At 63.1% G+C, this 16870-nt stretch carries 17 protein-coding genes; 7 read left to right on the forward strand and 10 right to left on the reverse strand.

What is annotated here, in order from left to right; genetic code table 11:
- Positions 1–34: 34 nt before the first annotated feature.
- Positions 35–946 (forward strand): LysR family transcriptional regulator, encoded by a 912-nt coding sequence (locus ALTERO38_RS18300; RefSeq protein ID WP_159969248.1) that lies wholly within the window; start codon positions 35–37, stop codon positions 944–946.
- A 78-nt stretch (positions 947–1024) separates the two neighbouring features.
- On the opposite strand, the gene ALTERO38_RS18305 is transcribed toward ALTERO38_RS18300, so the two are convergent.
- The 10 genes from ALTERO38_RS18305 to glcD all read right to left on the reverse strand — a co-directional run bounded on the left by ALTERO38_RS18305 (position 1025) and on the right by glcD (position 11874).
- Positions 1025–1411 (reverse strand): helicase, encoded by a 387-nt coding sequence (locus ALTERO38_RS18305; protein WP_102837760.1) that lies wholly within the window; start codon positions 1409–1411, stop codon positions 1025–1027.
- A 137-nt stretch (positions 1412–1548) separates the two neighbouring features.
- Complete coding sequence (locus ALTERO38_RS18310; RefSeq protein ID WP_045431184.1) at positions 1549–1821, reverse strand: HU family DNA-binding protein; 273 nt, start codon at positions 1819–1821, stop codon at positions 1549–1551.
- 152 nt (positions 1822–1973) lie between these two features.
- A complete protein-coding gene (locus tag ALTERO38_RS18315; RefSeq protein WP_159969249.1) occupies positions 1974–3176 on the reverse strand; it encodes an NAD(P)/FAD-dependent oxidoreductase in 1203 nt (400 codons plus the stop codon).
- Between the two features lies 1 nt (position 3177).
- Positions 3178–3345: a rubredoxin gene (locus tag ALTERO38_RS18320; RefSeq protein WP_102837762.1), complete on the reverse strand. Its 168-nt coding sequence runs from the start codon at positions 3343–3345 to the stop codon at positions 3178–3180.
- Positions 3346–3501: 156 nt separating this feature from the next.
- A complete protein-coding gene (locus ALTERO38_RS18325; RefSeq protein WP_102837763.1) occupies positions 3502–5211 on the reverse strand; it encodes an L-lactate permease in 1710 nt (569 codons plus the stop codon).
- A 221-nt stretch (positions 5212–5432) separates the two neighbouring features.
- Positions 5433–7613 (reverse strand): malate synthase G, encoded by a 2181-nt coding sequence (locus ALTERO38_RS18330; protein ID WP_159969250.1) that lies wholly within the window; start codon positions 7611–7613, stop codon positions 5433–5435.
- A 19-nt stretch (positions 7614–7632) separates the two neighbouring features.
- The gene (locus tag ALTERO38_RS18335) at positions 7633–8037 is read right to left on the reverse strand and encodes a heme-binding protein (RefSeq protein WP_159969251.1); all 405 of its coding nucleotides are present in this window, start codon (positions 8035–8037) and stop codon (positions 7633–7635) included.
- A 53-nt stretch (positions 8038–8090) separates the two neighbouring features.
- Complete coding sequence (gene glcF / locus ALTERO38_RS18340) at positions 8091–9308, reverse strand: glycolate oxidase subunit GlcF (protein ID WP_159969252.1); 1218 nt, start codon at positions 9306–9308, stop codon at positions 8091–8093.
- Between the two features lie 8 nt (positions 9309–9316).
- Positions 9317–10375: a glycolate oxidase subunit GlcE gene (gene glcE / locus ALTERO38_RS18345; protein WP_148923943.1), complete on the reverse strand. Its 1059-nt coding sequence runs from the start codon at positions 10373–10375 to the stop codon at positions 9317–9319.
- The gene (gene glcD, locus ALTERO38_RS18350) at positions 10375–11874 is read right to left on the reverse strand and encodes a glycolate oxidase subunit GlcD (protein ID WP_148923944.1); all 1500 of its coding nucleotides are present in this window, start codon (positions 11872–11874) and stop codon (positions 10375–10377) included. Before glcD ends, glcE begins: the two co-directional genes overlap by 1 nt.
- Positions 11875–12110: 236 nt before the next feature.
- Here glcD and glcC point away from each other — a divergent pair, with 236 nt between their 5' ends.
- The 6 genes from glcC to phoB all read left to right on the forward strand — a co-directional run bounded on the left by glcC (position 12111) and on the right by phoB (position 16839).
- Positions 12111–12878, forward strand: a complete 768-nt coding sequence (gene glcC / locus ALTERO38_RS18355) for a transcriptional regulator GlcC (RefSeq protein ID WP_102837768.1) — start codon at positions 12111–12113, stop codon at positions 12876–12878.
- Positions 12879–13144: 266 nt separating this feature from the next.
- Positions 13145–13366 (forward strand): hypothetical protein, encoded by a 222-nt coding sequence (locus ALTERO38_RS18360; RefSeq protein ID WP_102837769.1) that lies wholly within the window; start codon positions 13145–13147, stop codon positions 13364–13366.
- Between the two features lie 150 nt (positions 13367–13516).
- Positions 13517–14254, forward strand: a complete 738-nt coding sequence (locus tag ALTERO38_RS18365; protein WP_159969253.1) for a hypothetical protein — start codon at positions 13517–13519, stop codon at positions 14252–14254.
- A gap of 248 nt (positions 14255–14502) precedes the next feature.
- On the forward strand, positions 14503–15042 hold the full coding sequence (locus tag ALTERO38_RS18370) for a chorismate lyase (RefSeq protein ID WP_159969254.1): 540 nt from the start codon (positions 14503–14505) through the stop codon (positions 15040–15042).
- A 50-nt stretch (positions 15043–15092) separates the two neighbouring features.
- The gene (gene ubiA, locus ALTERO38_RS18375; protein ID WP_159969255.1) at positions 15093–15989 is read left to right on the forward strand and encodes a 4-hydroxybenzoate octaprenyltransferase; all 897 of its coding nucleotides are present in this window, start codon (positions 15093–15095) and stop codon (positions 15987–15989) included.
- Between the two features lie 160 nt (positions 15990–16149).
- Positions 16150–16839 carry a phosphate regulon transcriptional regulator PhoB gene (gene phoB / locus ALTERO38_RS18380; protein ID WP_159969256.1) on the forward strand — a complete coding sequence of 230 codons (690 nt, stop codon included), beginning with the start codon at positions 16150–16152 and terminating at the stop codon, positions 16837–16839.
- The last annotated feature ends 31 nt before the right edge of the window (positions 16840–16870 follow it).

Here is a 16870-nt window from a genome sequence, read left to right on the forward strand (position 1 = left end):
CTGAATATCCAGCTATTAGTGAGGTAGCCGCATAATGCGCCGCAAGATTCCCAGCACCGCCGCGCTGGTCGCCTTCGAAGCGGCAGCACGTCATCAGAGTTTCACCCGTGCCGCCGAGGAGCTGGCGCTGACCCAGAGCGCCATCTGCCGACAGATCGGCGGGCTGGAGGAATTTCTTGGGCTGGAGCTGTTTCGCCGCTCACGCCGAGGCGTGAAGCTGACCGAGGCAGGCCAGTCTTATGCGCGCCGCGTCGCCACTCAGCTCGATGCGGTGGAGCGCGACACCCTGTCGGTCATGGGGCAGCAAGGCGCTCAGAATATTGAGCTGGCGCTGGTGCCGACCTTCGGAACCCAGTGGCTACTACCGCGCCTACGTCAGTTCCAGGCCTTGCACCCGGAAATCACCGTCAACCTGACCAATCGCACCCGCCCCTTCCTCTTCGCCGATACCGAGTTCGATGCGGCCATCTACTTCGGCGACGGAGACTGGTCCGGTACTGTGGCCCATCGCCTCATGCCGGAACATTCACTGCCGGTGTGCAGTCCCGCCTTGCTCGGCGATGCGGGCCAACTAACTGTCCAGACGATCGCCGAGATGCCGCTGCTGCAGCAGACCACTCGACCCTATGCCTGGCGTCAGTGGTTCGATTCGTTGGGATTGAAAGTCGCACGGGACATGACCGGTCCCCGCCTCGAACTGTTCTCGATGCTGGCCCAGGCTGCCGAGCATCAGATGGGCATCGCGCTGATTCCGCCGTTTCTGATTCAGCGCGAACTTGCCGAGGGGCACCTGGTGATTGCACACCCCCACTCGTTCCGGCGCGAGGATCAGGCCTATCACCTGATAATCCCCGAGCGACGCGTGGAATCGGCCGCCCTGAATGCCTTCCGCGACTGGCTGCTCGACGAGGTGCATGCCTGGATGGCTCAGCAGACTAGCCGCTGACGTGCTTGCCGACCGACTGGTGTGCTCCCCGGTCAGCCTGGAGTAATAGCACATCGCCGGACAGGCACAGCCGGCGAATCAGGCCGCTTCCGGCTTCTTCTTTCGCGGCTTCAGATACTTCGTCAGGCCCTGAAACCACATCACCAGCGCGGGGTTGCCCTGGATCTGGATGTCTTTGTTCTGAATGCCCTGCATAAAGGCGAGCTGCTTGTTCTTCGCGTTCATGGTGTCGAAACCGTAGGCGCTGTCCTTGAACCCTATGGCGAAGGCAGGTTCAACGGCAGGGCCGCCGTGGCTGGTGACGCGCTGATCCTTGACCCGGTAGTGGCGAGCCACTTTGCCGTCGAGGGTATGCAATTGGAAGGTCAGGTCTTTGTCGCCGAGTTGTTTCTGAAAATCTGGGTTGTTGCGGCTGGCCTTGGCCATCAGGCGACCAAGCATCCAGAGAAGAAAGCGAAATTTCATGATTGACCGACCGTTGGCGGGAAAAGCGGCATTGTAGCGGCTGGTCGGAGCGGCGGAAGCAGGAGAACAGAGGGGTCTGGAGAGGACTGCTCGGTCAGGTTGACCCGGAGCCTGGGTGGCCCCGGGCGGCGCGACGTTTAGTTGATCGCGTCTTTGAGCATCTTTCCCGGCTTGAAAGCCACTGTGTTGCTGGCCTTGATAGTGACGGGTTCGCCCGTTTGCGGGTTCTTGCCTGTACGGGCCCCGCGATGTCGTTGTACGAAGGTGCCGAAGCCAACCAGGGTGACACTGTCCTTGCGGTTCAGTGCGCTGGTGATTTCATCCAGTACGGCGTTGAGTACACGGTTGGCCTGATCTTTGGTGAGATCGGCCTTATCAGCGATAGCGGCTGCGAGTTCCGGTTTGCGCATAGATAGCCTCTACATATTTATTGTTTTTTTTGTTTCGCTGCTCTCCGAACAGCGTTCCATACCGCCGCAGCAGCTCTAGGCTGCACCAGCGGGTCAACGGAGCATGGCACGCTGCTAGCACTCGCGCCAGTCCTCGCCAGCGCTTTGCCGAATCATTGCGGAGACTTTAAGGACAGAATTTGGGGCAGTTCAGCCAACACCGGCGGTAGCTGCTTGTTGAGCGCCAAACGCTGCTGCACGGCCGTTCCGGTCAGGGCGTAGCCCAGCAGGCGGCCTTCGCGATCCTGAAACAGCGCCGTCAGATCATTGCCTTCACCCTCGACGCTCCAACGGCCTTCGCTTCCGGCGGCCGGCGGTGAGACGACCAAGGGGCAAACCGGCGTCTTGACCGTGATTGGCATGGGCCCGTAGGTAACGGGTGTCGGCTGACCGGTGAGGGTTCTGGCCAGCGCACGAACGCCGCTCATCAGCGGCATCACATAAAGGAGGTTGAGCCCTTCAACCTCGGCACAATCACCCAGGGCGTAGACGTGCTCCGCCGAGGTCTGCAGCAGCCGATCGACTTCAATGCCACGGCTGACCTGCATGCCCGCAGCTTCGGCCAGCTCGGTGCGCGGCCGCAGTCCCACGGCACTGACCACCAGATCGCACGGGACTTTCTGGCCGTCTGAAAGCTGCGCCACCAGCCCGTCATTGTCGCGCTCCAGCCGCTCTAGCACCGGCCCCAGATGGAAACGAGCCCCCAGAGATTCCAGCCCGCGCTGTACTGCAGCTGCCGGCTCGACCGGTAGCAGTGACGGCATGATCTGCTTGCACGGCGCGACCAGCTCCACCTCATAACCACCGTGCAGCAGGTCATTGGCAAATTCGCAGCCGATCAGCCCGGCGCCGAGGATCAGCACGCGGCGCTTGCCTTGTGCAGCCTCGCGGAAACGGCCGTAGTCGAGCAGATCGTTGATGGGGAAGATGGCGTCCTGCGCATCACCGGCAACCGGCACGTTGATGGTTTGCGCGCCCCAGGCAATGACCAGATCACGGTAGGGCACGGGCTCGCTGCCGATCCAGACGCGACGGTTGGCCGGGTCAAGGCGCGTCACCTTGGTGTGGGTGCGAATCTCGGCGTTGAGCTGGATGGCCATCGGCCCGGCCACCGTCATGCCGAGCGCGTCGGCATCCTTTTTCATGGCGAAGCCGGTGGAGAGCATCGGCTTGGAATAGGAGCGACCGTCGTCAGCAGTAATCAGCAGCAGCGGTGTCTCGGTGTCGAGCTTGCGAAATTCGCGGGCGAGGTTATAGCCCGCCAGCCCGGTGCCGATGATCACCAGAGGCAAGTCTTTATCGTTCGAGTCGTTCATATCAGCCGATCGCGATCATTTCGAAGTCAATCTTGCCAACACCGCAGTCGGGGCACAGCCAGTCTTCCGGCACATCTTCCCAGGCGGTGCCAGGAGCGATACCTTCGTCCGGCCAACCTTCGGCCTCGTCGTAGATGAAGCCGCACACCACGCATTGCCACTTTTTCATCGTTCACCTCGATCAGTCTCGGTTGCGCTGCACGCTATACCAGAACACCGCGTACCGCCAAACACCGGCGGCCTGGTGATAGACCGCGAACCTGTAAAGATTTTCCGGACAAACAAAAACGGGCGGCCTGAGCCGCCCGTCCGGGTTCACGCCGCGTTAGCGAGCGGTCGCGATACCTACCAGCGGATCACTGATACCCATCACATAAAAGCCAATCAGACCGATGCTACCGGCCATCACAAGGTAGTACAGCGTTGGTAGCATGGTCTTGCGCAGCGTGATGCCTTCACGCCCCAGCAGGCCAACCGTGGCCGAAGCCGCCACCACGTTGTGAATGGCGATCATGTTGCCCGCCGCCGCACCCACCGACTGCAGCGCCACCATCAACGCGCCGGAGAGCCCCAGCAGGCTGGCGGTGTTGTACTGGAACTGCGAGAGCATCAGATTGGACACGGTGTTGGAGCCCGCAATGAAGGCCCCCAGCGCGCCGACCGCAGGCGAGAAGAACGGATAGACACCGCCCACGCTGTTGGCTACCAGCTGCGCCATGGCCACCGGCATGGACACCAGATCCGAGCCATTCACGCCCGAGTTGATCAGGATCCGCACCATGGGAATGGTGAAGATCAGCACGAAGCCAGCACCGAGCAGTGTCTTGCTCGACTCAGAGATGGCAGCGCCCAGCTGAGCGGCCTTCATCCGATGCAGGAAGAAGGTCACCAGCACCACCATGCAGAGAATCCCGCCTGGCAGATACAGCGGCTCGAGGGTACCGGACACGCCGGTTTCGCCAAGGATGTCCTTCCAGCCGAAGCTGACCGACATCAGCGCGGCTTTGAGCTCAGGAAAGATACGAGACATTACCAGGAAGATCGCCAGCAACAGGTACGGCGCCCAGGCCATCGGTACGGAGATCGGTGTACGTCCAGCGACGTCGTCGATCTTCATCTCGATCTTGCCCATCCACTCCACCGGCCACTCGCTGGCCGGGGCGAAGTCCCAGCTAGTCTTGGGCAGCAGGAAACCCGCCTTGGCGGCCGGAACCACGATGGCCAGACCGACCAGGGCGCCGATCATCGACGGGAATTCCGGACCGAGGAACACACCCGCGGCAGCGTAAGGGATGACGAATGCCAGACCGGTGAAGATGGCAAACGGCGCCATCGCCAGCCCTTCGCCCCAAGAGCGGTTGCGACCGAAGAAGCGCGTCATGATGCAGATCATGATCAGCGGCATGAGGATGCCGCACAGCGCATGAATGATCGCCACACGCGAGTAGATCAGCTGGAAGAACACGTCCCAGCTGCTACCCAGGGTCGTCATTTGCCCGCCAAGGGTGGCCTGATCCAGACCGCCGGCGACGCCCACCAGAATCGGCGTGCCCACCGCACCAAAGGACACCGGCGTCGATTGCACCATCATGCCCAGCACAACGGCCGTCAGCGCCGGGAAGCCCAGTGCGACGAGCAGCGGCGCAGCCACCGCAGCCGGCGTACCGAAGCCCGAAGCACCTTCGATGAAGCAGCCGAACAGCCAGGCCACGATCAGCACCTGGACGCGCTTGTCCGGGCTCACGTTGGCGAAGCCGCGACGAATCGAAGCGATGCCCCCGGAGTGCTTGAGCGTATTGAGAAGAAGGATGGCGCCAAAGATGATCCAGAGGATCGCGGCGGTAAGAATCAGGCCTTGCAGCGTGGAAGCCAGGACCCGGTTGAAGGTCATGTCCCAGGCCAGCAGGCCGATCAACGCAGTGAGGACGAAAACCAGCGGCATTGCGTACTTGGCCGGCCAGCGAAAGCCGATCAGCAGTACCCCCGCCAGCACCAGCGGCACGAAGGCCAATATGGACAGCAGTGTCTGACTCATTGTTGGGTTCCTTGTTTTTTGTTGTGAACCGCTTCTATCCGGGAACATCCCGGTCCCACGCATGGCTGAAATGAACAACTCACTCCAGTCCGAGCGACTGACCAACAGGTCACATTGGCCGATCCCTCATGCTCGAAAGCCCCGGGCACTTGAAGCGCCCGGGGCTCGTCAACCTGAGTTGGCGGTCGGCCCTAGCCGACCGCCAACTGGACAGCTACCGCTCAACCGACCTGCTGCTTGAAGCGCTGACGCCAGGCGTGCAGCAGCGGCTCGGTGTAACCGCTCGGCTGCTCGCGCCCCTTGAACACCAGATCGCAAGCCGCTTGGAACGCCGCCGAGCCAGCATAGTCAGCCGCCATAGGACGGTAGGCCGGATCGCCAGCGTTCTGCTGATCGACCACCTTGGCCATGCGCTCGAGCGTCTCGCGAACCTGCGCCTCGTCGACCACGCCGTGACGCAGCCAGTTGGCCAGGTGCTGGCTGGAGATACGCAGCGTGGCGCGGTCTTCCATCAGGCCCACATCATGGATATCCGGCACCTTGGAGCAACCAACGCCCTGCTCGACCCAACGCACCACGTAGCCGAGGATTCCCTGGCAGTTGTTATCCAGCTCCTGCTGGACTTCCGCGGCCGACCAGTTGCGCTCCGGCGCGACCGGAATGGTCAGCAAGTCGTTGGTCAGCTTGTCGCGCTCGGCGGCGAGGTCGATCTTTTCCAGCTCGGCCTGAACGGCCTGCACGTCGACCTGGTGGTAGTGCAGCGCGTGTAGCGTGGCGCCGGTCGGCGACGGTACCCAGGCGGTGTTGGCGCCGGCCTTGGGATGAGCAATCTTCTGCTCGAGCATGGCGGCCATCAGGTCCGGCATGGCCCACATGCCCTTGCCGATCTGAGCCTTGCCACGCAGGCCGCAGTTCAGGCCGACCAGCACGTTGTTGCGCTCGTAGGCCTGGATCCAGGCAGTGCTCTTCATGTCGCCCTTACGCAGCACCGCGCCGGCTTCCATGATGCTGTGCATCTCATCGCCGGTGCGGTCGAGGAAACCGGTGTTGATGAAGGCCACGCGGTTCTTCGCCGCGCCGATGCAGGCCTTGAGGTTAATGCTGGTGCGGCGCTCCTCATCCATGATGCCGACCTTCAGCGTGTGACGCGGCAGGCCGATCAGGTCTTCGACGCGACCGAACAGCTCGTCGGTAAAGGCCACTTCGGCCGGGCCGTGCATCTTCGGCTTGACGATGTACATCGAGCCGGTGCGCGAGTTGCCCTTGCGCTGCTGGTCATGCTTGGCGATCAGGCTGGTGACCACGCCGTCCATGATCCCTTCGGGAATCTCGTGACCTTCGCCGTCGATAATCGCCGGGTTGGTCATCAGGTGGCCAACGTTGCGGATGAACAACAGCGAGCGGCCGTGCAGCTTCAGGCTGGAGCCGTCGGCCGCGGTGTATTCGCGATCCTCGTTGAGACGGCGGGTGATGCGCTTACCGCCCTTTTCCAGGTCTTCGACCAGATCGCCTTTCATCAGGCCCAGCCAGTTGCGGTAGACCAGCACCTTGTCGTCGGCATCGACCGCGGCGGTGGAGTCCTCGCAGTCCATGATGGTGGTGACGGCGGCTTCGACCAGCAGATCCTTGACGCCGGCGGCATCGGTCTGGCCGATGGGGCTGTTCGGGTCGATCTGGATCTCGACGTGCAGGCCGTTGTTCTTCAGCAGGATCGCGGTCGGTTCGACGGCCTCGCCCTGATAGCCGACGAACTTCTCGGGCTGCTGCAGCCCGGTGACGCTGCCGTTTTCCAGGGTGACCTTGAGCCCGCCGTCCTGCACGCGGTAGCTGACCGACTCGGCATGGCTGCCTTCAGCCAGCGGCGCGGCCTGATCGAGGAAGTTGCGCGCAAAGGCGATGACCTTGGCGCCGCGCACTTCGTTGTAGCCCGGACCCTTCTGCGCGCCGTTCTCCTCGCTGATGGCATCGGTGCCGTAGAGCGCGTCATACAGCGAGCCCCAGCGGGCGTTGGCGGCGTTTAGCGCATAACGCGCATTGCCAATGGGTACGACCAGCTGCGGCCCGGCCTGGGTGGCGATTTCGCTGTCGACATTGCTGGTGCTGATCTTCACCTCGCCCGGCTCGGGCTGCAGGTAGCCGATGGACTCGAGGAAGCTGCGGTAAGCCGGCATGTCGCTGATCGGGCCGGGGTTACTGCGGTGCCAGTTGTCCAGCTCGACCTGCAGGCGGTCGCGCTCGGCCAGCAGGGCGCGGTTCTTCGGTGCCAGGTCATGAACCAGCTCATCAAAGCCTTTCCAGAAGGCGGCTGCTTCGACACCGGTGCCCGGTAGAACTTCGTCTTCGATGAAGCGTTGCAGGTTGGCCGCCACTTGCAGGCGGCCCAGGGTTACGCGCTCGGTCATGTTGTTCTCCTATCCCGAATCAGTTGGCGACAGCGGCAACGCCGGCCTTCGCGACCTGTGCATCCTGAGCGGCGGTCACGCCAGAGACGCCGACCGAACCGATCACCTGGCCCTCGACGATCACCGGCACGCCGCCTTCCAGCGAGCAAACCACCGGAGCGGACAGGAACGCATTGCGCCCGCCGTTGACCATGTCTTCATAGCCCTTGGTTTCGCGACGGCCTACCGCAGCGCTGCGCGCCTTTTCGGTGGCGATGTAGGAGGCGATCGGCGCGCAGCCGTCCAGACGTTCCAGTGCCAGCGGATGGCCGCCGTCGTCAGCGACCACGATGGTCACGGCCCAGCCGTTGTTCTGCGCTTCGCTGCGCGCTGCGGCCAGGATGGCGGTCACTTCGGTCTGGGTCAGCATGGCTTTGGTTTTCATGTTCTCTCCTGTCGATCGATTCGATGTGCGTCACGGCGCGTTTGGGTTTGGGGTTAGTGCATCGCCTCTTCGACGATCTCGATCCAATGCCGCACCGGGGTCCGCCCGGCGCCGTCGAGGTGCGTCTGGCAACCGATGTTGGCGGTGACGATGACTTCCGGTTTGCCGCTTTCCAGCGCGTTGAGCTTGTTGTCGCGCAGCTGGTGAGAAATCTCCGGCTGGGTGATCGAGTAGCTGCCCGCCGAGCCGCAGCACAGATGCGCGTCGGGCACCGCGGTGAGGTGGAAGCCGAGGCGGGTGAGCACGTCTTCGACTGCGCCGCCGAGCTTCTGTGCGTGCTGCAGCGTGCAGGGGCAATGAAAGGCCATGCGCTTGTCGGTCTCGACCTTCAGCCGCTCCAGTTCGGCGCTGCGCATCACTTCCACCAGATCCTTGGTCAAGGCACTGACCCGGGCGGCCTTGGTCGCATAGGTCGGGTCGTTTCGCAGCAGATGGCCGTAGTCCTTGATGAAGGCCCCGCAACCGCTGGCGGTCTGCACGATGGCTTCGGCGCCGCCTTCGATGGCTGGCCACCAGGCGTCGATGTTGCGACGGGCGCGGTCGAGACCGGCTTCCTGGGCATTGAGGTGATAGTCCACCGCGCCGCAGCAGCCCGCTTCACGCGCGGTTATCACGCTGATGCCCAGGCGATCGAGTACCCGCGCCGTGGCGGCGTTGGTGTTGGGCGACAGGCTTGGCTGCACGCAGCCCTCGAGAATCAGCACGCGACGCGCATGCACGGTCTGCGGCCGCTGTTTGGCCGGGGTGACCTGGCGCGGCATGTGTGCCTTGAGTGTCGCCGGCATCAGCGGACGCAGCGTATTGCCGGCGCCTAGCAGGGCCTTGAACAGGCCCGGGCGTGGAATCACCGTGCGCAGGCCGGTGCGCAGCAGGCGCTCGCTCGTCGAGCGCGGCACCTGCTGTTCCATGAAGTCGCGGCCGATATCCAGCAGGTTGTGGTACTGCACGCCGGAGGGGCAGGTGGTTTCGCAGTTGCGGCAGGTCAGGCAGCGGTCCAGGTGGGTCTGGGTGGCCTCGGTGACTTCACCGCCCTCGAACATCTGCTTCATCAGGTAGATGCGCCCACGCGGCCCATCGAGCTCGTCGCCAAGCAGCTGATAGGTCGGACAGGTGGCGTTGCAGAAGCCGCAGTGCACGCAGGAGCGCAGGATGCTTTCGGCTTCCTCGGCACGGGGCAGTTTCTTCGCGGCTTCGCTGAGATTCGTTTGCATGGTTAGAACTAGACCTCGGAATACATGCGGCCGGGGTTGAAGATCCCCTGCGGGTCGAGCGCCGCCTTCAACTGGCGGTGATAGCGCAATAGCGGTTCGGCCAGCGGCTGGAACGGGTTCGCCGCTGCGCCAGCGGTAAAGCAGGTGGCATGACCGCCCACTTCGCTGACGACGGCGCGGATGGCCTCTGCATCGGCATCAGACTTGAGCCAGCGCTGGGCGCCGGCCCAGTCGATCAGCTGTTCGCCCGGCAGGGCCAGCTCACCGGTATTGGTTGGCAGCGACAGTCGCCACAAAGAACGCGCATCACTGAAGAAGCCCAGGTGCTGTTCGCGTAGCTGGTTCCAATAATCGGCATCCAGCGTCTCGCCACCGATCCGGTCGCAAGCAGCATTGACCGAACCTTCGCCGCCTTCGAGGCGCAGGTGCAGGGCCTGGCCGTCATGGCTCGCCGCCGTGATCGGCACCGGCTGCTGGCCCCATTCGGCCAGTTTCAGCAGCGCGCGATCGACCGGCATTTCTACCCGCAGGCTGCGCGACAGGCGCGGTTTGGGCAGCACTTTCAGCGAGACTTCGGTGAGCAGGCCAAGGCAACCAAAGCTGCCGGCCATCAGGCGCGACAGGTCGTAACCGGCCACGTTCTTCATCACCTCACCACCGAAACGCAGGTGCTTGCCGTGCCCGGTAATGACCCGCGAGCCCAGCACGAAGTCGCGCACCGAGCCGGACCATGGCCGCCGCGGGCCGGACAGACCGGTTGCGATCATCCCGCCGACGGTGGCGCCTTCGCCCAGGTGCGGCGGTTCGCACGGCAACATCTGGTTGGCCTCGTCGAGCGCGGCCTCCAGTTCGGCCAGCGGCGTGCCGGCACGAACGCTGATCACCAGTTCGGTCGGATCGTAGGTCACGATGCCGCGATGGGCGCGGGTATCAAGCGGCGTGCCCTGGACTTCGCGACCGAGAAACGCCTTGCTGCCGCCACCGTGAATACGCAGCGGGGTGTTGCTGGCCAACGCCTGGTTGACCTGATCGAGCAGCTGCCCGCTGTCGTCGAAGGAAACCGTCATCAGAAGCGCTCCAGTTCAGGGAAGGGCAACTGCCCGCCGTGGACGTGCATACCGCCAAATTCTGCGCAGCGGTGCAGCGTCGGGATGTTCTTGCCGGGGTTGAGCAGACCGCTGGGGTCGAAGGCCGCCTTTACCGCGTGGAACAGCGTCAGCTCGTCTGCGTTGAACTGCGAACACATCTGATTGATCTTTTCGCGACCGACGCCGTGCTCGCCGGTGATCGAGCCACCCACCTTCACGCACAGCTCGAGAATCTTGCCGCCCAGCGCCTCGGCGCGCTCCAGCTCACCTTCGGTGTTGGCATCGAAGAGGATCAGCGGGTGCATGTTGCCGTCCCCTGCGTGGAACACGTTGGCCACGCGCAGTCCGTATTCGTCGGACAGGTCGCTGATGCCCTTGAGCACGCCCGGCAGCTCGCGGCGCGGGATGGTGCCATCCATACAGTAGTAGTCCGGCGAGATGCGCCCAACCGCCGGGAAGGCGTTCTTGCGTCCAGCCCAGAACTTGACGCGCTCGGCCTCGTCCTTGGCCAGCCGAACTTCGGTGGCGCCAGCCAGCTTGAGCACTTCGCCCACGCGGGCACAGTCGTCGTGCACATCGGCTTCGACACCGTCCAGTTCGCAGAGCAGGATCGCCTCGGCGTCCACGGGGTAGCCGGCACGGATAAAGTCTTCGGCAGCGCGAATCGACAGGTTGTCCATCATCTCCAGCCCGCCGGGAATGATGCCCGCGGCGATGATGTCGCCCACCGCGCGACCGGCCTTCTCGACTGAGTCGAACGCCGCCAGCAGCACCTTGGCCACCTGCGGTTTGGGCAGCAGTTTGACCGTCACTTCAGTGACGATGCCAAGCATCCCTTCGGAGCCGGTGAACAGCGCCAGCAGGTCGAAGCCCGGCGAATCCAGCGCGTCGGAGCCGAGCACCATGCGCTCGCCCTCAACGGTGAGAATGTCCACCTTCAGCAGGTTATGCACGGTCAGGCCGTATTTCAGGCAGTGCACGCCGCCGGCGTTCTCCGCGACGTTGCCGCCAATGGAACAGGCAATCTGCGAAGACGGATCGGGGGCGTAATACAGCTCATAGGGCGCCGCTGCCTGGGAGATCGCCAGGTTGCGCACGCCGGGCTGGACGCGGGCGAAGCGACCGGCCGGGTCGACCTTGAGAATCTTGTTGAAGCGTGCCATGACCAGCAGGATGCCCTGCTCCAGCGGCAGCGCGCCGCCGGAAAGTCCAGTGCCGGCGCCACGCGCCACCACCGGCACGCCACGCTTGTGGGCAATCTTTAGCAGGGTTTCGACCTGCTCCACGCGCTCGGGCAGTACCACCAGCATCGGCGTGGTGCGGTAGGCCGACAGGCCATCGCACTCGTAGGGCTTGAGGTCTTCACCGCGATGGAGGATGTCCATGCCGGGCAGTTGCGCCTGCAGTTCGGCCAGCAGCGCCGCCTTGTCGACCTTGGGCAGCTCACCGTCGACACGTTCGTCGTAGAGGATATTCATGGCAGTCAGGCTCTTCTTTCGTTCACCGTCAGCACGGCCAGCTGCGGTGGTTTGACGCATCATTAGCCCGACAGCCCCTCATCGTCTATCTCGAAAACCACTGGTCCTACCAGTTTCTTTCAGAAACCTTTCAACCGAGACCGCCAGTAGCCCCGTATAACAAGGGCTGATGCATCTACCGGGCTCGGTGAGATAGACTCCCGCCAAACTGGTCCTACCAGTTACGGAGGCGAAACATGTTGATCGAGAATACGGAACGTCGCCAGCTGGCGGACGTGGTGGCCGAGCGTATCGAGCGGCTTATCGTCGACGGTGTGCTCAAGGTGGGCCAAACGCTGCCGTCGGAACGTCGCCTGTGCGAAAAACTCGGCATTTCGCGCTCGGCCCTGCGCGAAGGGCTGCGCGTACTGCGCGGTCGCGGCATTATCGAAACGTCCCAGGGGCGCGGCTCTCAGGTCGCCAAGCTGTCCGGCGAACAGGACGCCAGCCCGCTGATGCACCTGTTCAATTCGCAGCCGCGCACCCTGTACGATCTGCTCGAAGTCCGAGCCCTGCTCGAAGGCGAATCGGCGCGACTGGCCGCGCTGCGCGGCACCGATGCCGACTTCGTTCTGCTGCGTCGCCGCTATGAAGAGATGCTCGCCGCGCACACCGCCGAGGAGGCCGATCCGCGCGAGCATGCGCGCCTCGACCACGCCTTTCACCTGGCGGTCAGCGAGGCCTCGCATAACCCGGTCCTGGTGCACACCCTGCAGTCGTTGACCGACCTGATGCTCTCCACCGTGTTTGCCTCGGTGAACAACCTCTATCACCGGCCGATGCAGAAGCGGCAGATCGATCGCCAGCACTCTCGCCTGTTCCACGCCATCACCGAGCGCCTGCCCGATCAGGCCCAGCGCGCGGCGCGCGATCACATCCACAGCATTCGCGACAACCTCAAGGAGATCGAGCAGGAGGAGCAGCGGCTGGTGCGCGCGACCATGCGCCTGGAGGGATGGGCGTAATCGCTGCTCTCCAACAACGTAGAGGATCAGTACCCCTTCTCGATCCGTCTGGCATGGCTGTTTGCGTCATGCCTCGCCGCCTGACAGCCGGCAACCCAGATAGACCGCTCTGTCAGCCGGTCGAGCCAAACCGAACAATTCGCTGAACTGTAAAAGCCACACCCTGTCGACTTTAGTAAGCGCGGACGAACCGTTGCCACGGCGGCGCATAGGCGTTGCTGTCTTGGGGAACCCGCGTCATTGCTAGCCATTCGGAGGACGTTTGCATGAACAAATCAACCAAATTAGCCGTCGGCGGCAGTCTCTTGGCACTCATGCTGGGCGTAGGCGGTTGCACCATCGAAAAGGAAGAGTCCGGCCAGTTGCCCGACGTTGATGTTCAAGGCGGCAACATGCCCGAGTATGACGTCAAAGATGCGGACGTGGATGTCGGAATCAAGGAGCGGTCCGTGCCGCTTCCAAATGTCGACGTCGAAACCGAGCGCTAGCACCTGAAGCCCCGGGCTTAGCGCCCTTACAAAGGAGGAACAGTGCGAAACAGTCACTGCTTGTCTCGCCAGCCGCAGCAATCAGGCGCGCTGAGGGCCACACCGTGATTGCCCAGCAGAACCCCGACCACTACCTGTGAGGAACGAACAATGAACGCATTGAACAAGAAGCCACTAGCACTCGCCACTGCCCTGATGGCCGCCAGCCTGGCGCTGCCCGCCGCCGCTCAAGAGACGCAAAAGAGCATGCAGACTCAGCAGGCAGGCGCCTCCATTCGAGTTGGCCATAATGTCGTTGATGCCGTTGACGATGTGCGCGAAAACGTTGCCGACCTGATCGGTTCGCTGCGCCATTCCGGTGTCTCCATGGGCGTAGCCAACTGGCAGCAGAGCGATTCCCAGCTGGACAAGATGGAGCAAAAGCTCAATCAGCAGATGGAGCATCGCCTGGACGAGAAAGCCGAGCGTACTGACGACGATTGGTCGACCTGGATCACCGGCGATGACTACAAGGTCAGCGTGACCCAGCAGGTCAACGAGCTCGCCAGCAATCTCGATGAAGTGGCCAAAATGCTTGGCGGGGCGAAAAGCCAGAAAATGCAGGAAATCGACAGCGCCGACGTGGCGAATCAGGTCGATGACTTGCAGGAAACCGTCGAGGATCTTGTTCAGGCGCTGGAACGTATGGATGGCATGAGCGTCAACAAGCCTAACCTTCAGAAAGCTCAGCAGCGTCTGGACGTGATGGAGAAGGAACTGGATCGCCAGACCGAGATGGCTGAAGAAGAGTGGCGCCCATACGCCATGGGTGATCAGTTCACGCCAGGCGTTCAGAAAAACATCACCGAGCTTGCGCAAATACTGCGGAGCCTGTTCCAGCAGAGCTAACCCAGTCCCAAGGACTCGGTTCGCACCAGACCCCGCCTGCGGCACAGGCCGCAAGGCGGGGCTCGCGCCGCCCGTGAACTGCGACATGCGCTCAACCGCGACACTGCAAATAACAGCGTATTTTTTCGCTGCCCCCCTCATCTCACCGCGTTAAGCGCTGGCCGTCTCAAGGCAAACCCTACGCCTTGACGCCGCTTGACAGCCCCCATGCTAGACTCGCCGCTTCTCTCTGCTGCCCGTTATCGCCCGTGCCCGATTCTCAAGCCTGGCTGCCTGCCGACCATCTTTCCGCCCCGCCCGCCCCTGAGCTGCACGACTGGCTTTACGTCGACCGGGGATCGCTCACCCATCGCCTGACCGACCTCGCCAACGGTGCGTTCAGCGTCGAACCGCTGAATGAAGGTTGGCAGGTCATGCGCGCCGATGAGTGCGCCGCATTGGACGTGGCTGAGGGCAGTGAGGGCTGGGTGCGCGAGGTCTACCTGCGCGGCCACCACGAGCCCTGGGTATTCGCCCGCAGTGTCGCCGGCCGCCACGCGCTGGAACGATCCGGGCTGGACCTGCCACACCTGGGCAGCCGCTCACTCGGCGAACTGCTGTTCAGTGATCCGGCGTTCAGCCGCGGACCGCTGCAAGCCCGCCGCTATCCGACCGCCTGGTTGCCGCAGGATGTGCGCCAGTCCCAGCTGTGGGCGCGCCGGTCCTGTTTCAGTCAGGGCGATCTGCGTGTGCTGGTCGCTGAAGTGTTTCTGCCGGCCCTGTGGCAGGCCGCACGGATCGCGACCTGAACCCGGCACACACTGCCCCGCAACCGCCCTCACCGATCGGAGCCCAGCTGATGTATCAAAAGCTTCTGCAATCGAGCAATCGCCTTCATCCGCGCGCCTGGGACTTTATCCAGCTGATGCGACTGGATCGCCCGATTGGTACCTATCTGCTGCTGTGGCCCACGCTCTGGGCGCTGTGGATCGCTGGCGAGGGCTCGCCCAGCGCGAAGAACGTCGCGATCTTCGTACTCGGCGTCATCCTCATGCGCGCCGCCGGATGCGTGATCAATGACTTCGCCGACCGCAATCTGGACGGACACGTCAGCCGCACCAAGGGCCGTCCGCTGGCGACGGGCAGGGTCACCTCGAAGGAAGCCTGGATCCTGTTTGCCGTTCTCGTCGCACTGAGTTTCGGCCTGGTTCTGCTGACCAATACAGCGACCATCTTCCTGTCTTTCGGCGCGCTCGGTGTCGCGTCGCTCTACCCCTTCATGAAGCGCTACACCTACTACCCGCAGGTCGTGCTCGGCGCAGCCTTTTCCTGGGGCATGCTGATGGCCTTTACGGCTGAGCGAGGCGAGCTGCCGCCGGAAGCCTGGTTACTGTTCATCGCCAACGTGTTGTGGACAGTGGGCTACGACACCTACTACGCCATGGCCGACCGCGAGGACGACCTGAAGATCGGCATCAAATCCACCGCAATCCTCTTTGGCGAAGCTGATCGGGTCATCATTGCCACGCTGCAGGGCCTCGTCCTGTTCTGCCTGATCCTTGCCGGGCTACGCTTCGAGCTCGGGCAGTGGTTTCACCTCGGGCTGACCATCGCCGCGGCCTGTTTCGCCTGGGAGTTCTGGAAAACACGCTCGCGCAAGCCACAGGTCTGCTTCCAGGCTTTTCTGCACAACCATTGGGCGGGGCTGGCGATTCTTGTGGGGATCATGCTCGACTACGCGACGAGAGCGGCCTAGCCGCCGCAACACGCAGCCTGACCGAAGACCGCCCCCTCGAAACCATCTGCTAGAGCGGGTCGGGCACCAGCCCCTGTTGCAGCGAGTCACTTCCTGTCACATGGCTGCAACATTTCCGTTATCTAATGCCGAGCGACAATAAAACGGACCGAGAGCGGACATGAACGGCAAATGCATACTGATCGTCGATGACGAAGCGCCGATTCGGGAAATGATCGTGGTAGCGCTGGAGATGGCCGGCTACGAATGCCTTGAAGCGGAAAACGTCCAGCAGGCCCATGCGCTGATCATCGACCGCCAACCGGACCTGATCCTGCTCGACTGGATGCTGCCGGGTACCTCGGGCATCGAGCTGGCACGACGCCTCAAGCGCGACGAGATGACGGCCAACACACCGATCATCATGCTTACCGCCAAGGACGCCGAGGACAACAAGATCCAGGGCCTGGAAGTGGGCGCCGACGACTACATCACCAAGCCCTTTTCGCCACGTGAGCTGGTTGCGCGCCTTAAGGCCGTGCTGCGCCGCGCAGGCACCAGCGACAACGAAACGCCTATCGAGATCGGCGGTCTGCTGCTGGACCCCGTCAGCCACCGGGTAACCATCGACGGCACGCCCGCAGACATGGGCCCGACCGAGTACCGTCTGTTGCAGTTCTTCATGACCCACCAGGAACGTGCCTATACCCGCGGACAATTGCTCGACCAGGTCTGGGGCGGCAATGTGTACGTCGAGGAGCGCACCGTGGACGTGCATATCCGCCGCCTGCGCAAAGCATTGGGCGAGACCTATGAAAACCTGGTGCAAACCGTGCGTGGCACCGGATACCGTTTCTCCACCAAGAGCTGAACAAGCCGCAACCGCCGGGCATTCGCTGGCG

Origin of the sequence: Pseudomonas sp. 9Ag (genome assembly GCF_902506445.1) — a bacterium.
Lineage (GTDB): Bacteria > Pseudomonadota > Gammaproteobacteria > Pseudomonadales > Pseudomonadaceae > Stutzerimonas > Stutzerimonas stutzeri_AB.

Coding starts and splice junctions, on each gene's coding strand:
- ALTERO38_RS18300 (WP_159969248.1), top strand. CDS start 35: ATGCGCCGCAAGATTCCCAGCACCGCCGCGCTGGTCGCCTTCGAAGCG.
- glcE (WP_148923943.1), bottom strand. CDS start 10,375: ATGACGGTTTCCTTCGACGACAGCGGGCAGCTGCTCGATCAGGTCAAC.
- ALTERO38_RS18335 (WP_159969251.1), bottom strand. CDS start 8,037: ATGAAAACCAAAGCCATGCTGACCCAGACCGAAGTGACCGCCATCCTG.
- ALTERO38_RS18305 (WP_102837760.1), bottom strand. CDS start 1,411: ATGAAATTTCGCTTTCTTCTCTGGATGCTTGGTCGCCTGATGGCCAAG.
- ubiA (WP_159969255.1), top strand. CDS start 15,093: ATGTATCAAAAGCTTCTGCAATCGAGCAATCGCCTTCATCCGCGCGCC.
- ALTERO38_RS18320 (WP_102837762.1), bottom strand. CDS start 3,345: ATGAAAAAGTGGCAATGCGTGGTGTGCGGCTTCATCTACGACGAGGCC.
- glcD (WP_148923944.1), bottom strand. CDS start 11,874: ATGAATATCCTCTACGACGAACGTGTCGACGGTGAGCTGCCCAAGGTC.
- ALTERO38_RS18310 (WP_045431184.1), bottom strand. CDS start 1,821: ATGCGCAAACCGGAACTCGCAGCCGCTATCGCTGATAAGGCCGATCTC.
- ALTERO38_RS18330 (WP_159969250.1), bottom strand. CDS start 7,613: ATGACCGAGCGCGTAACCCTGGGCCGCCTGCAAGTGGCGGCCAACCTG.
- phoB (WP_159969256.1), top strand. CDS start 16,150: ATGAACGGCAAATGCATACTGATCGTCGATGACGAAGCGCCGATTCGG.
- ALTERO38_RS18360 (WP_102837769.1), top strand. CDS start 13,145: ATGAACAAATCAACCAAATTAGCCGTCGGCGGCAGTCTCTTGGCACTC.
- glcC (WP_102837768.1), top strand. CDS start 12,111: ATGTTGATCGAGAATACGGAACGTCGCCAGCTGGCGGACGTGGTGGCC.
- ALTERO38_RS18315 (WP_159969249.1), bottom strand. CDS start 3,176: ATGAACGACTCGAACGATAAAGACTTGCCTCTGGTGATCATCGGCACC.
- ALTERO38_RS18365 (WP_159969253.1), top strand. CDS start 13,517: ATGAACGCATTGAACAAGAAGCCACTAGCACTCGCCACTGCCCTGATG.
- ALTERO38_RS18325 (WP_102837763.1), bottom strand. CDS start 5,211: ATGAGTCAGACACTGCTGTCCATATTGGCCTTCGTGCCGCTGGTGCTG.
- glcF (WP_159969252.1), bottom strand. CDS start 9,308: ATGCAAACGAATCTCAGCGAAGCCGCGAAGAAACTGCCCCGTGCCGAG.